The sequence below is a fragment of the Vibrio chagasii genome (assembly GCF_024347355.1).
Classification (GTDB): Bacteria; Pseudomonadota; Gammaproteobacteria; order Enterobacterales; family Vibrionaceae; genus Vibrio; species Vibrio chagasii.
On sequence record NZ_AP025465.1, the window covers coordinates 3,260,854 to 3,274,174 of the forward strand.

Consider the following 13,321-nt stretch of genomic DNA (forward strand, 5'->3'; position numbering starts at 1 on the left):
TCAGGACGGGTCATGCTCTTGTTATCAAACCATCGCTTACCAAAAAGTGATGAACAAACCGATGGTGACGGCCATTCCTACATAATTGTTATTAAGGAAAGCCTGGAAGCATAAATCTCTATCGCGATGACGCATCAGGTGTTGTTGATAAACAAACAAGCCGCCTGCTACCAACAATGCCCAATAGAAGGTGTCACCTAGGTGGTAATGCATGCCTAATGCAATCAACATCGCTAAGGTCACTAACTGCAGCGAGCCAACAATCAGTTTGTCAAAACGGCCAAATAAAATCGCCGTCGATTTAATACCAATCTTCAGGTCGTCATCTCGATCAACCATCGCATATTGCGTGTCGTAAGCAATCGTCCACAACGCGTTAATCACGAATATAAACCAAACGATACTTGGTAGCTCATTGGTTTGTGCAGCCCATGCCATTGGAATAGCCCAGCTAAACGCCAAACCAAGGAACAACTGTGGAAGGTGCGTAAAACGCTTCATGAAAGGGTAAATGAAAGCTAGGCCCACCCCAATGAAAGATAGCTTAATGGTCAGCGGATTCATAGTCAGTACTAACAAGAATGAAATCACGGCTAGCACTAAAAAAAGGATAACGGCTTCTTTACTCGACACCAGACCTGACGGCAGTGGGCGCTGCTTGGTACGCTTTACATGACCATCCACCTTACGGTCAGCAAAATCATTAATCACGCAGCCTGCTGAGCGCATTAGTACAACACCCAACACAAATACGACCAAGACATCCAAATCTGGCATACCTTGTGCGGCGATAATCAACGACCATAACGTAGGCCAAAGGAGTAACAAGGTACCAATCGGGCGATTCATTCGCGTTAATTGCCAGTACGCTTTCGCTTTGGTGGCAAGCATTTACACACTCTCCTTAGAGTAAATGGGTGATGTTGGTAAAAACAGTTCTGCTACAAGCATCGGTTTATGGTTCATCCATAATCGAGAGCGGCGTGCGAGTAATCGTTCGTCGCCAGCGATAACCCAACTGACTTGCAGCGCGTCTCGCTCGACGTTCTCCGCACTAAAAACGGTCAACCCTAACGGGACATTACCTTGTTGAGAAAGGTCTGAATGCTGATCTTCTAATGTCACTCGAGGAATTAAGGTTCGGCCTAATACCCATGGTTCATCATCCCCATTCAAAATTACTTTGCGAAGTAAGCAATCAGACGATGATAAAAGGTGCTGCTCATCTTGTTGCACAATTGAGCGTTCTACAACTTGATTGTGAAGCAACTCCACAGACAGATGTTGGCAACACTTACCCAACTTACGGGAAAGAGAACCTTGCTCCATCAGCCACTCTTTGGTTGTTTTATTAGGAAAATCAAATGTTTCTGTACTTTGCCAATCTACATTCATTAAAGAATTAAGATACAGCGATATTGGCTGATTCATACTAGTATTCAATAGGTGACTTTACACGTACAATAAAGCTTCAACTTTCGAACAAAATTAAAGCGTCTTCGAATTGTAAACGTATTTAGATTTAGACCGTTCATTGTAACAAGACTAATGCGTTTCGAATATCGCGAATAAACTAAAGAAAAGTCACAAATATGCACAAACGTTATGTAGCCCAAATATTTCTTGCGATTACTCTACTCTTTTCAGCATCAAGTTTCGCAGAAGAGGAATCGGAACCTAAACTAGCCTACTTCACGCTAGAACCAGACCTGACCACCAATTTTTACACTAAAGGTAAAAAACTGGGCTACATTCAAGTTCGTCTCGATATCATGGTGGCGAATAGCAAAGATTTAGCAACCATCGAGCATCACCAACCATTGATTCGTGATGCAGTAATCGAGCTATTGGGCAAACAAAACGAAGAGACGATTAAGTCATTGTCCGGTCGTGAAGATTTAAGAAAAACGTTAGTTGAGCATCTCAACAAGATTTTACTTCCAGAGACGGGCAAAACCCTGATTGCGGATTTGCTGTTTACCAAATACCTCTATCAGTAACAGCGGGTATAAAACGAATCTAAAAAAAGCGGCTCATTTGGCCGCTTTTTTTGTTTCTATCGATGCTAGGAACTAACTTCTTGCCGATTTCGGCGCTTTCATTGAATCAACGAAACCGATAATCACACCCGCCGCTAGACCCGCTAGGTGAGCGGTATTGGCGATCGCCATAAATGGCTGCATGTACCCAAGTACCAACCACACCAGCATAAAGCCAACGATCTGTCTTGGGATACTCAAACCAAGCTGTGGTGCTTTAGTGCCAACCACCCATAGGTAACCAACCAAAGCATACACAACGCCAGATAAGCCACCGAAGTTGGCCCCTTCAACCCAGTATTGCCCTGCTCCTGACAACGCAGAAGAGACAGCAAAGATCTGAAGTAACTTAAGACCGCCTAACTTTTTCTCAATATCCCCACCCAGTTGCCACCACCACAAAATGTTGAAAGCAATGTGCATAACCGAGAAATGAAGCACGGCATGGCTCAACCAACGCCACAATTGCCACTGCTGTCCGTCCACCGCAGGAAAGTGCAACGCATTGAAAATCGCTTGGCCAAAACCGATCTGCTGCAGTGCAAAAATCACCACACACACCAACATGATGCTGAGTGTCACAGGGCCAGCCTTGGCTTTTATCATCCCCATGAAGCTCGGCGTGTGATAATGGAAGTGACTCTTTCTGGTTTCTGCCATATCCCAAGAAGCCGCTTGGTAGCGCTTATGATTGGGTTCCGACAAGAAGCGGTTGAGCTCCGCTTCAGTTTCAACTTGAAACTGGCCATCAAGCAGCCAAAGAGCAAAGCGCCCCTCTCCCTCAGGTGACATCTGAATAGGGATCTGGCGAGAGGCCATGTAATCAATAAATGCTTGAGCAAGACGTGGATTGTCTAACACCATCAGTCTAATCATTGTTATTTCCTATTCATGCTATGAGAGATGTTTAAGCGATAAAGGTCATTAGCCAGCAATCACAGGAAGTTCAGCACGGTGCCATGCTTCGAAACCGCCATCTACACTATATACCTCTTCAAAGCCTTGGTTCACTAAATATTGTGCCGCACCTTGGCTACTAATGCCGTGGTAACACATTACCAAGATAGGTTGTTCAAACTCCACCTCATCCATAAACGAGACCATAGTGTCGTTTGTTAGGTGATAAGCGGTTTTTGAGTGAGCAACCGCGAAAGATTGCGGGTCGCGGATATCAACAAGTCGAGCTTGGCCTTGTTCAATAAGGGCCTGAGCACCTTGCACGTCGATATGTTTAAACTGGTCCATGACTTTCTCTTTTTATACTGATTTACTTTGCTGCCATTGTAACCTATCCCAAGGCTAACAATCACATCCACTTAATAAGGTTATCCACCAGCGATCACTTTTACACCATTTGTGGATAAATCTGTGAATTGCGTGAATAAAGTGCCTTTGAAAAAATAGATCCACAACATGTAGTGATGATCCTGATCTAACTGTGGGTTAACTAAAACATATCCCCACTCAAAAAACACGCTCAAAGCCTTACTACACCCTGCTTTTAGACAGCTGACGAATAAAATTGTCACAGAGTTATCCACAAAATCATTTTGCAAATTACGATCGCAAAAGTTGAGAATTCGATCCAAAACAAAAAGGCCGAGATCTCTCGATCTCGGCCTTTTCAAAATTCAGTTATTTGCTAGCTACTATATAGAAAATAAATGCTGTTAGAAATCACCAACGGCTTGTTTCAATTTCTTCATCGCATTCTTTTCTAACTGACGAACACGTTCTGCAGAGATACTGTAGGTATCCGCTAAGTCTTGCAGTGTTGCTTTATTGTCGTCTAACCAACGCGAACGAACAATGTGTTGGCTGCGCTCATCTAAGCTTGCTAGTGCTAGGCCTAAACGATTATTGGTGTGAGACTCCCAGTTAGATGCTTCAACCGTTTCAGCAACGTCTGACGCTTTATCTTCTAGGTAGTAAACCGGAGCTGTGTAAGCAGAGCCGCCGTCATCGTCATCCATTGGTGCTTCAAACGTTGCGTCTTGCGCTGCTAAGCGAGATTCCATCTCACGAACTTCAGAGGGCTCAACACCCAGTTCACGAGCGACAGTCTCAACTTCACCGTTGTTAAACCAACCTAAGCGCTTTTTAGATTTACGAAGGTTAAAGAACAGTTTGCGCTGTGCCTTAGTTGTCGCAATCTTAACGATACGCCAGTTACGCAGAACGTACTCATGAATCTCAGCTTTGATCCAGTGAACTGCGAAAGAAACCAATCGAACGCCAACCTCTGGGTTGAAGCGCTTAACGGCTTTCATTAGACCGATGTTACCTTCTTGAACGAGATCAGCCATAGGCAGCCCGTAGCCAGAGTAACCTCTTGCAACGTGCACCACGAATCGTAGGTGTGAAAGGATCAAGCCTTTCGCAGCGTCGATCTCACCTTTGTAATGTAATCGCTCTGCAAGTCCACGTTCCTCTTCAGGCGTCAGCATTGGGTAGCTGTTCGCTGAGCGGATATAGCTGTCTAAACTATCTTGTGTGACTAAAGCCATTTGATACGCTTGGTTTGCCATTCGGTTCCTCATCAATCTCTGATCTGGAGTAGTACATCTATTAAAACCCGACAATCTTGAACCTAAAATGAACAGGTTTCAAGAAGGGGGAAGTAATTATGCATAATCAATTCGTCTATACAAGGCAAAAACTGGTTAAGGAGTGCCTATTTTTCGTCTAAATATGACTCTATTCACCTAAACTGGTTCAATTTCTTTTAGGTGACGCTGTGCAGAAAGCTTCGCAGCCACACTACCCAGCAGGGTTCCAACGATCAAAAGCAGTAAAGATTCATCCCAGCTTAGGCCAATTAAACGAAAGTGGCTGTCGTAAAGCTGAGCCAAGTCATCCACCGCACTGTTCAGTAAGACGGTAATTAATGCCGTCATTACCCACGCGCTAACCGAACCTAATACACCGAACCACATACCAGAATATAGATATGGTCGAAGAATGTAGCTGTCGGTGGCACCAATCAGCTTCATGGTTTGAATCTCTTCTTTATGCGCCAACACATTAAATCGTAGTGTGTTGCCGATAATCAAAAACACAGCGCCTAACATCAATACCGTTAAGGTAATCACAATGACAGCGGCTAGCGCTTTAATCGCGTCTAATCTTGCTAACCAATCTTCGTCCAAACGAACATCGGTCACTAATTCTTGTTTTTTAACTTGGCCTGCCAGCTCTTTGATTTGAGCATCGCTTTGTACTCTTGGTGTTATCACTAACACACCTGGCAGTGAATAATCGTCGAGAATAGTTAGGGCATCATCAAAGCCAGAATACTGGCTGAGGTCAGCAAGCCCTTGTTGAGGCGAAATGTACTCCACCAACTCAACTTGATCCCAACTCTCGATTTCATCTTTAAGCACCATCACTCGAGGCTCGGGAATACCATCCTCTACATAAGCACTAATTTGTGACGGGCTTGTGACATCTTTTGCCACTTCACCTACGTTTTTACCAAGTAGGTACAAACACGCAGGCATTGCTAAAGCCATAGAAATAACCGCAAGCGTCAGTAAGTTGCCCAGTGGACGTTGCCACATCTGAGAGAACGATGATTTGGCTTGCTTCCAATGCACCACGAAGAAACCATCACTTGAAGTGCGGTTTGCAGCGCGATTAGATTGAGGTTTTTTGATGCGCTTATTAGCGGCCATAGTCTTCAACCTCACTCAAAAAGCCTTGGTTTAATTCAAGATGACGGTATTGAGGGCGAGTGTTCACTAACCCGATATCGTGCGTTGCTAGGATGATCGTCACACCGGCACGGTTAAACTCTTCAAACAGTCGCAACACGCGGTTAGATAACTCTGGGTCTAGGTTACCCGTCGGCTCATCCGCAAGCAGCAGAGTTGGACGGTTTACCACAGCACGGGCAATACCCACACGTTGTTGTTCACCACCAGAAAGCTGGCTTGGCAAACAACGCGCTTTATCTAATAGGCCAGTTTTATCCAACGCAGCACTGACTCGACGTTTTATTTCATTTTCAGAAATAGATTCGATACGCATAGGCAGAGCAACGTTATCGAAGATAGAGCGATCCATCAGTAGACGATGGTCTTGAAAGACAATACCGATATTACGGCGTAAGAATGGAATGTCTTTAGCAGGAATACGAGTGATATCGTGATCGTTGAACCAAACACGCCCATCAGTCGGGCGCTCAATCGCACAAATCAACTTCAGCAAGGTACTTTTACCTGCACCAGAATGCCCGCCTAAAAATGCCATTTCTCCACGTTTGAGATGGAAGTCCACTTTTTGGAGTGCTTGGCGTCCACCTCGGTAGGCTTTGCTCACTTGCTGAAATTTGATCACCGAAAATTCCTCTTACGATCACTAATATCAAATTTAAAACGATAGCAGGTTAAGGATAAACCACTTTGCTACTCGCGTTACTCTTCGCGGCTGAATAGAGCTTCAATGAAGTCTTTTGACTCAAATGGACGCAGATCATCAATACCTTCACCAACACCAATGTAACGAATTGGAATCTGGAACTGGTCAGCAATTGAGAAAATCACGCCACCTTTCGCAGTGCCGTCTAACTTAGTTAGCGTAATACCGGTTACTGGTGCAACTTCACTGAACAGTTTCGCTTGGCTGATAGCATTCTGACCTGTACCAGCATCAAGTGTTAGCATGATTTCATGCGGTGCAGAGTCATCAATCTTCTTCATTACACGAACAATCTTGCGTAGCTCTTCCATCAGGTTGCTCTTGTTCTGCAAACGGCCCGCTGTATCGGCAATCACAACATCCACGCCACGAGCTTTCGCAGCTTCAATCGCATCGTAGATAACAGATGCACTGTCTGCGCCCGTGTGTTGAGCGATAACTGGCACATCGTTACGCTGGCCCCAAACCTGAAGTTGCTCAACAGCTGCCGCACGGAAGGTATCACCCGCCGCTAGCATCACTTTCTTGCCTTCATTTTGGAATTGTTTCGCTAGCTTACCGATAGTCGTTGTCTTACCAACACCATTCACACCAACCATTAAGATAACGTAAGGCGTTTTCGTAGTATCAACCACTAATGGCTGTTCCACTTGGCTTAAGATCTCTGCCATCTCTTCTTTCAGCAGACCATAAAGCGCTTCGCCATCTTTTAGGTCATTGCGAGATGCTTTTTCTGTCAGGTTTTCAATGATCTTAACTGTGGTGTTCATGCCCACATCCGCGATCAGCAGCTGCTCTTCTAGCTCTTCGAACAGATCATCATCGATTTTCTTACCTTTGAACAAACCAAAGAAACCTGCACCAATGTTTGCTTTAGTGCGGCTTAGGCTACGCTTTAGGCGAGCAAAGAAACTTTCCGTCGGCTTCTCTTGTACTTCTTCAACCTGAGCTTGAGGAGTAATTTCTTGTTCCTGTTCTACTTCTGCTTCTGCTTCTGCTTCTGCTTCTGCTGCGACAGGCTGTTGCTCATCTTGAGTCTCGTCCAGAGCTTGCCCTGACTCATCAGGCTTAGCTTTTACTGACTGAGCGGCTTCCGCTTCAGGCGCGACTGGTTCAGCCTCGACTTGTGATTCAACTTCAGTTTGATCTTCAACGTTTTCTACGTTCGCTTCATTCTGAGTTTTTGGGCTTTGTTCTTCTTCACCAAAACCAAGCCACGATAATAATCCGCGCTTCTTTTTTTCCGTCATCAGAGGAGTTTCCTAGATCTACTAATTAGCTGTATTGGCTTAATGCACGTCGACTCTTTGCTATTGTTATACAATACAAGCTTGTACAAACGAATAGTAAAGAAAAATGACAAAGCAGTGATAAGTTTGCTTTTAGCTTGATACACTTTGTCATTGCAAATTTATTTAATACTCGAACCAACTTAAATTGGGCTCGGTATAGTATCACTTTATTAGCGGTCAAAAAATCTATGGTAAGACGTCGCCAGCAAAACACATCACAAAAAAAGCCTTCCGGTGGCTTTGTTCGAATTATTAGTGGTTCATGGAGAGGTAGAAAGCTGCCCGTTCATGATTTAGAAGGCTTACGCCCAACCATTGACCGAGTAAAAGAGACGCTCTTTAACTGGGTCGCACAAGATATCCCAAATTCGACCTGCTTAGACGTATTTGCAGGTTCTGGTGGTTTAGGTTTTGAAGCAGCTTCTCGCCAAGCAAAAATGGTGACACTGCTCGAAATGAATCAAAAGGCCGCTAAGCAGCTTTCTGATAATGCGAAAGAGCTCAAAGCAGACAACATCAATGTGGTAAATACTGATGCTATCTCTTTCCTCAAGAAGCCAGGAACGCCTTACGATGTGGTATTCCTTGATCCACCATTTCGTAAAGGCTTGCTAGCAGAGACGGTACAGCTACTTGAGAGCAATGGCTGGCTTGCGGACGACGCGATTATTTACGTCGAAACAGAGAAAGAACTCAAGCTAGAAGCGATGCCAGAAAACTGGGAACTGCACCGCGATAAGACAACTGGCCAGTCGAGCTACCGACTGTTCAACCGAATCACTGAAGAATAGGAATGATTGAATGAATATCTTGCTTCCATTAGCTAAAGCCGCTATCGCCTTCGTATGGTTTGTGTTGATCGTCAACATTTTCCATCCGTTCCCTGGTAATGCCGCAATTGCGCTTTACATCATGACAGCGTTCTTGTTCTTTATGCATGGCTTGCAAATGCTGATCTTTATCGGTGCGTTCGGCGATAAAATCGAAATGACGCGTTGGGAAAAATGGTCCATTCTGATTTTTGGAATCTTCGCCTTACTCGATATCCGTCGTAAGTACATGATGTAATCGAAAGCTGTTACCAAGCAACAGATACCAAAACGCCGCTCAGTTGAGCGGCGTTTTTTATTGAATGATGGTAGCAACACTAAGCCATGTAGCCTTTCACACCGTCTAAGAACATCTGTGTCGATAGCATAACAAGCAATAAGCCCATCAGGCGCTCGATCGCTTTCAGCCCTCTCTCACCTAATACACGCAAGAAGAAACCATTAAACATCAAAATGAAGAAGGTAGCGCCCCACGCCAGCATTACAGCGGCTGAAAGCTCAAGCATGTTGTCTGGGTGTTGTGTCGCAAGAAGAATCAATGCTGCAATGACAGATGGACCAGCAATCATAGGGATCGCCATCGGCACGATAAACGGCTCTTCACCTGCAGCAAGCCCTGTAATACTGCCAGCGCTCGGGAAAATCATCTTAATCGCGATGATAAATAGAATGATACCGCCAGAGATACTCAGGGTTTCTGGCTGTACGTGCAGGAAGTTCATGATGCTTTGACCCGCAAACAAGAACAACAGCAAGATAACCAGCGCGAACATCAGCTCACGAATCAGAACAATACGACGACGCTTCGGATCAATATGCTTAAGGATAGAGAGCACGATTGGCAGGTTGCCAAGCGGGTCCATGATAAGAAACAGCATGGTTGCTGCAGATAAGATTTCCATAAGTTTGTCTCGAAAAGCGAAGGTGCGCGGAGTATAGCAGCCTCAACATTGATTTTCGAACACAGTCATCAGCAGGCTAACTTATGTCATTGCAGTACGTTAACGAGAACAAACAGGCAAGAATAGAAAGAGTGATTACACGTAGAGTACCGAGTTTGAGTAAAGCTGCCTTGATATAGCTCAGGCTTGGAGACGCTCTACCCTAAATGGTCAGAGAGGCGACGATAAGCGCATGGGCGAGAAAGTAGCTACCCGTTACCCAAAAGTAAGCACTTTTGATCGGGCTGCGGTAACAGTTAAGTGCATACGCCAGTGCCGAGAGCAGCAATACGCTACAACCTGCAAATCCAACCGCGTGCGATAACTTAGGGTCAAGCAACCAAACCTCACCAGAAGCCCAAGTTAACTGAATAAGCACAATCCCCATAATCACAACAGGAAAAACAAGTTTATCTAAACGTGGTAGCAGCAAGAAGAAAGCCACTACACAAGCAGCCAAGAGTAAGGCGAACAACCACCAGACCATTTCTCCAGACAGCTGCAACCAAAAGGCTTTGCTATAACAGAGTTGAGCTAGCAGAAAGCAAACAAAATATAGGGGACGTTTTTGAGTGAGGGTGTGAAATACATCTGCGATCGCCGAGATCGCCAGGCCAGCAACGACCCAATACGTATAGTCAGCAACAACAGACTGAGTTAAAGCAATGATCGCTAATAATACAAAGGTAAATACCTTATACGATAAGGCCTGACCGATATGTCCTTGTTTCGTTCCTGCTACTGCTCCGATACCAGATAAGGAAACCGCTAACCAACTCCACATACCACTTGCCCTATTGCTTTAAATCGTCGCCAGTCTAGGCACACGAATATTGATGTAAAGCCTCAGCCCCTCAAAATTGGATCTTGATTACGCTTCCACTAAAAAGAACACCTTTAGATTGAAGTCATCGCAATTAACGATTCGAGAATGGTGATTCGTTTAAAACTGAAGCAAATCATTATAAAACCCTCTTAAACTTCGCTTAGAGAAGCCAGATCCCATTTTCACCTAGTTATTCTCTTAAGATTTCCTTCTCCGCCCCTAAAAACGCCCATTATCGACTTTAAAAAGTAAAATAAATCAAAGACAAATCATTTATTAACAGACACTTAGGCATAAAAATATAGATTAACTGGAAAATAAAAACGTCATTCCAACCTAGACTTATAAAGTGGGAAAGTTAGTTTTCAAATGACAAGTTTTGTCAGTTTTTTTTAAGCCCCATGTAAAAACCACCACAAAAACCAAAGCAAAAACCTTAAAAAGCACCAAACCCCCACCCACAAAGCACCAAGCCTCATTAATACAATTTAACAACCATTAACAATATAAATTACACAAAACAACCATTACAAAACAACAACTTAAATCAATTTAGAACAAACATAAATCATAACGAACAAAATAAGAACACACCAAAAATCACACTTAAACACTCCGAAAAAAGCCATATGACAGTACTTTTCTACTACTTTTGGGGCTTTCGAAAGTAATTCTTGATCTAAAGCTATAAGTAGTGCTATTCTTTAAAACATAGCGAGAGACAACCAAATTTAGGAGTAGTGTTATGATTTCATCTTCGCAAAGACAAGGACTTGTAATGATCGCGGTAGTTGTTGGTCTAATGACACTACCGATGATGTACTAAGCAAGTTACAGATAAAAAAAGGGACGCCATGAGCGTCCCTTTTTTTGTTCAATTTTTTCATTTCGAAAACAGATGTAGCGTTAACACATCCCAGTTCGCATAATAGAAACCCGCGGCAGCCAAAGTCATTGCCATCATCAGCAAAATCGCAACTCGCCAGATAAAACGACCACTACGTGGAGTCAGCTCCTTCTCGCAGTCGTTACACATCATGATGAACTTATGTTGATCTTCCAACTTGGCATCATGTTCGTTCACTACTTTATTTCGGCACGTCGCGATATAACGCAGCTTGCTTACCATATCGTGCGGTAGCCTTTCTTCACAGCTTGTTACGAGCTCATGCAATCCTTCGCCTTCAGCGTGATATTGAAGTCTCAATAATTTCTCTATATTGCGAGTTCTTGTCACCACTTTTTCAATATCGGTCATCTTGGCCCTCCCACTCCACACTATAATTCTAGTCGAGCATTTCCTTATTCTTATACAAAATCACTGCTATTTACGAGAGAAAGAGACAATAAATAACAGTACTTTATCCCAAACTGGCCATTAAATGTGATATCTGCCGAAAAATAATTAGCTTTGCTTACAGCAGTTCACGAATAGCGGCTTTAAACACATATCCCTATTGCCCGAAAGACTAGAATAACCATTACGACTACATGGAGGTTATATGCCTAACTCACTCTTTTTTGCCATCTTTGCACTCGCAGGTCTCGCGGCCTGGGTATTTCTTGTTTTTTATCGAAAGCATATGCAAGGCGAGAACGCACCAGAAAAGAAAGTGAACGTCACGGTATTAGACAAACAATCCATCGACCTTCCTGATGCAGAACCGGGCCAAGAAGACCAAGAGTATTGGATTTATGTTCAACGCGGTGTGGTTGGTCCGAAACGTGAGTTCCAAGTCGGCATTCACTACTTCCACGCTCTTAACCCGGGTGACAAAGGGACCTTAACTTACCAAGGTGATAAGTTCTTACACTTTGCGTTGAAGCGCTAACCCTAGCGCTTCAACCCTTCCTCATCGACATTCAACAATAAACCAATATCGCACTGCCTGGCGTATCGCTAAGGCAATAGCCAACGTGTCTTTTCTGACTTAGAAACTATCCAGCTCATCCACAGAGCACCTGCTCCGCTGATCACTATCCATAATGGAATAACCCAAGCTGGATGACCTTGGTACCAACCAAACTCTTTCATTGGCCATAAAAAGATTGGATGCAGTAGGTAGATACCTAAACTATGTTTACTGATAAAGCCAACCACTTGATTGCCTTTATCTGACAATCCTTCTCCAAAGTAGCGACACAACATGAACACCATGCTCGCAGCTAATACAGTATTCAGCGTTTTGTAAGAGAACCAACGACCAACCGTGTATTCTTCTGCGGCTAAGCTCGCATCAACCACCATATAAACGGTGGTCAACAGTGCCAACACGCCGAGCCCAGTACTCACGCTAACGGTAAACTTGTTGAGTGGGACTTTCTTGTACAACAGATAACCCAGTGGCAAGTAGCCAGTGTAAAGCCACAGCTCATGGCTCCAAGGACCATCGATTCTGAGTAAGAACAGTAACGAGGTAAACAACCACACTGCAGTGAAGCTATAAACTGCCTTATCGCCATACTTTCTCACCATGATCTGTAAGAACGGAATCACAAAATAGAGTGGAATGAAGTAATAGAAAAAACCTAAGTGATAATAGGTGTAGTGGTGATAGCTATTAAGCAACACATCCCAGCTGACATCGGCATCAAAGCCCATTGCCGACCAACCAGACAGATAGGTATAGAAAAGCGACCAGACGATAAAAGGAATCAACACCTTACCTAAACGGCGCTTTAGATAATACTTAGCATCAAATGGACGCTGATCACTGAGCATCAGGGCGCCAGTTATCAATATAAAGACAGGCACCGCCCAACGGCTGAAACCATTGACCGTAACCGCCGTTAGCCATTCACCAAAAGGAATGGTTCCTAGCTCGTTGCGATAAGGTGCCAAAACATGAATCGCGATAACCGCTACGGCCGCGACACATCGTGCTAGATCAAAGAAGAGAATTCGCTGCTTCATGTAAATGCCTGATTAATATTCAATCATTCTACTATAGCAATAAAAAAGCTGACCGGAATA

The 13,321-nt window shown here is 44.0% G+C and carries 16 protein-coding genes; 4 read left to right on the forward strand and 12 right to left on the reverse strand.

Going from position 1 to position 13,321, the window contains the following annotated elements; genetic code table 11:
* Positions 1 to 36: 36 nt before the first annotated feature.
* Together ubiA and OCV52_RS15070 are read right to left on the reverse strand one after the other, a co-directional pair.
* Positions 37 to 891 carry a 4-hydroxybenzoate octaprenyltransferase gene (gene ubiA / locus OCV52_RS15065; protein ID WP_008224247.1) on the reverse strand — a complete coding sequence of 285 codons (855 nt, stop codon included), beginning with the start codon at positions 889 to 891 and terminating at the stop codon, positions 37 to 39.
* Entirely contained in the window at positions 892 to 1,431 is a 540-nt protein-coding gene (locus tag OCV52_RS15070; RefSeq protein WP_170222469.1) for a chorismate lyase, read from the reverse strand.
* A gap of 161 nt (positions 1,432 to 1,592) precedes the next feature.
* Between OCV52_RS15070 and OCV52_RS15075 the strand changes: the two genes are divergently transcribed.
* Entirely contained in the window at positions 1,593 to 2,000 is a 408-nt protein-coding gene (locus tag OCV52_RS15075) for a flagellar basal body-associated protein FliL (RefSeq protein WP_004740536.1), read from the forward strand.
* Between the two features lie 72 nt (positions 2,001 to 2,072).
* Here the strand turns inward: OCV52_RS15075 and glpG are convergent, their stop codons facing one another.
* The 6 genes from glpG to ftsY all read right to left on the reverse strand — a co-directional run bounded on the left by glpG (position 2,073) and on the right by ftsY (position 7,708).
* On the reverse strand, positions 2,073 to 2,915 hold the full coding sequence (gene glpG, locus OCV52_RS15080; RefSeq protein WP_137408675.1) for a rhomboid family intramembrane serine protease GlpG: 843 nt from the start codon (positions 2,913 to 2,915) through the stop codon (positions 2,073 to 2,075).
* 48 nt (positions 2,916 to 2,963) lie between these two features.
* The gene (gene glpE / locus OCV52_RS15085; RefSeq protein ID WP_004740534.1) at positions 2,964 to 3,284 is read right to left on the reverse strand and encodes a thiosulfate sulfurtransferase GlpE; all 321 of its coding nucleotides are present in this window, start codon (positions 3,282 to 3,284) and stop codon (positions 2,964 to 2,966) included.
* A gap of 425 nt (positions 3,285 to 3,709) precedes the next feature.
* Complete coding sequence (gene rpoH / locus OCV52_RS15090; RefSeq protein WP_004740532.1) at positions 3,710 to 4,567, reverse strand: RNA polymerase sigma factor RpoH; 858 nt, start codon at positions 4,565 to 4,567, stop codon at positions 3,710 to 3,712.
* A 177-nt stretch (positions 4,568 to 4,744) separates the two neighbouring features.
* A complete protein-coding gene (ftsX, locus tag OCV52_RS15095) occupies positions 4,745 to 5,713 on the reverse strand; it encodes a permease-like cell division protein FtsX (RefSeq protein WP_137408676.1) in 969 nt (322 codons plus the stop codon).
* Positions 5,703 to 6,377, reverse strand: coding sequence for a cell division ATP-binding protein FtsE (gene ftsE, locus OCV52_RS15100; protein WP_004740528.1), 675 nt, complete (start codon positions 6,375 to 6,377; stop codon positions 5,703 to 5,705). Before ftsE ends, ftsX begins: the two co-directional genes overlap by 11 nt.
* Before the next feature lie 77 nt (positions 6,378 to 6,454).
* A complete protein-coding gene (gene ftsY / locus OCV52_RS15105; protein WP_137408677.1) occupies positions 6,455 to 7,708 on the reverse strand; it encodes a signal recognition particle-docking protein FtsY in 1,254 nt (417 codons plus the stop codon).
* 230 nt (positions 7,709 to 7,938) lie between these two features.
* Between ftsY and rsmD the strand changes: the two genes are divergently transcribed.
* Positions 7,939 to 8,541, forward strand: coding sequence for a 16S rRNA (guanine(966)-N(2))-methyltransferase RsmD (rsmD, locus tag OCV52_RS15110; protein ID WP_004740525.1), 603 nt, complete (start codon positions 7,939 to 7,941; stop codon positions 8,539 to 8,541).
* Between the two features lie 10 nt (positions 8,542 to 8,551).
* Positions 8,552 to 8,818: a DUF1145 domain-containing protein gene (locus OCV52_RS15115; protein WP_004740523.1), complete on the forward strand. Its 267-nt coding sequence runs from the start codon at positions 8,552 to 8,554 to the stop codon at positions 8,816 to 8,818.
* Between the two features lie 79 nt (positions 8,819 to 8,897).
* Here the strand turns inward: OCV52_RS15115 and OCV52_RS15120 are convergent, their stop codons facing one another.
* The 3 genes from OCV52_RS15120 to OCV52_RS15130 all read right to left on the reverse strand — a co-directional run bounded on the left by OCV52_RS15120 (position 8,898) and on the right by OCV52_RS15130 (position 11,605).
* Positions 8,898 to 9,482: a YhgN family NAAT transporter gene (locus tag OCV52_RS15120; protein WP_105025907.1), complete on the reverse strand. Its 585-nt coding sequence runs from the start codon at positions 9,480 to 9,482 to the stop codon at positions 8,898 to 8,900.
* 202 nt (positions 9,483 to 9,684) lie between these two features.
* Positions 9,685 to 10,305, reverse strand: a complete 621-nt coding sequence (locus OCV52_RS15125; protein ID WP_061034239.1) for a lysoplasmalogenase — start codon at positions 10,303 to 10,305, stop codon at positions 9,685 to 9,687.
* Between the two features lie 925 nt (positions 10,306 to 11,230).
* Complete coding sequence (locus tag OCV52_RS15130; protein WP_004740517.1) at positions 11,231 to 11,605, reverse strand: hypothetical protein; 375 nt, start codon at positions 11,603 to 11,605, stop codon at positions 11,231 to 11,233.
* 244 nt (positions 11,606 to 11,849) lie between these two features.
* Between OCV52_RS15130 and OCV52_RS15135 the strand changes: the two genes are divergently transcribed.
* Positions 11,850 to 12,179: a DUF2500 domain-containing protein gene (locus OCV52_RS15135; RefSeq protein WP_004740515.1), complete on the forward strand. Its 330-nt coding sequence runs from the start codon at positions 11,850 to 11,852 to the stop codon at positions 12,177 to 12,179.
* Positions 12,180 to 12,247: 68 nt separating this feature from the next.
* Here OCV52_RS15135 and OCV52_RS15140 read toward each other — a convergent pair whose 3' ends face one another.
* The gene (locus tag OCV52_RS15140) at positions 12,248 to 13,261 is read right to left on the reverse strand and encodes an acyltransferase (protein WP_004740513.1); all 1,014 of its coding nucleotides are present in this window, start codon (positions 13,259 to 13,261) and stop codon (positions 12,248 to 12,250) included.
* Between the last annotated feature and the right edge of the window lie 60 nt (positions 13,262 to 13,321).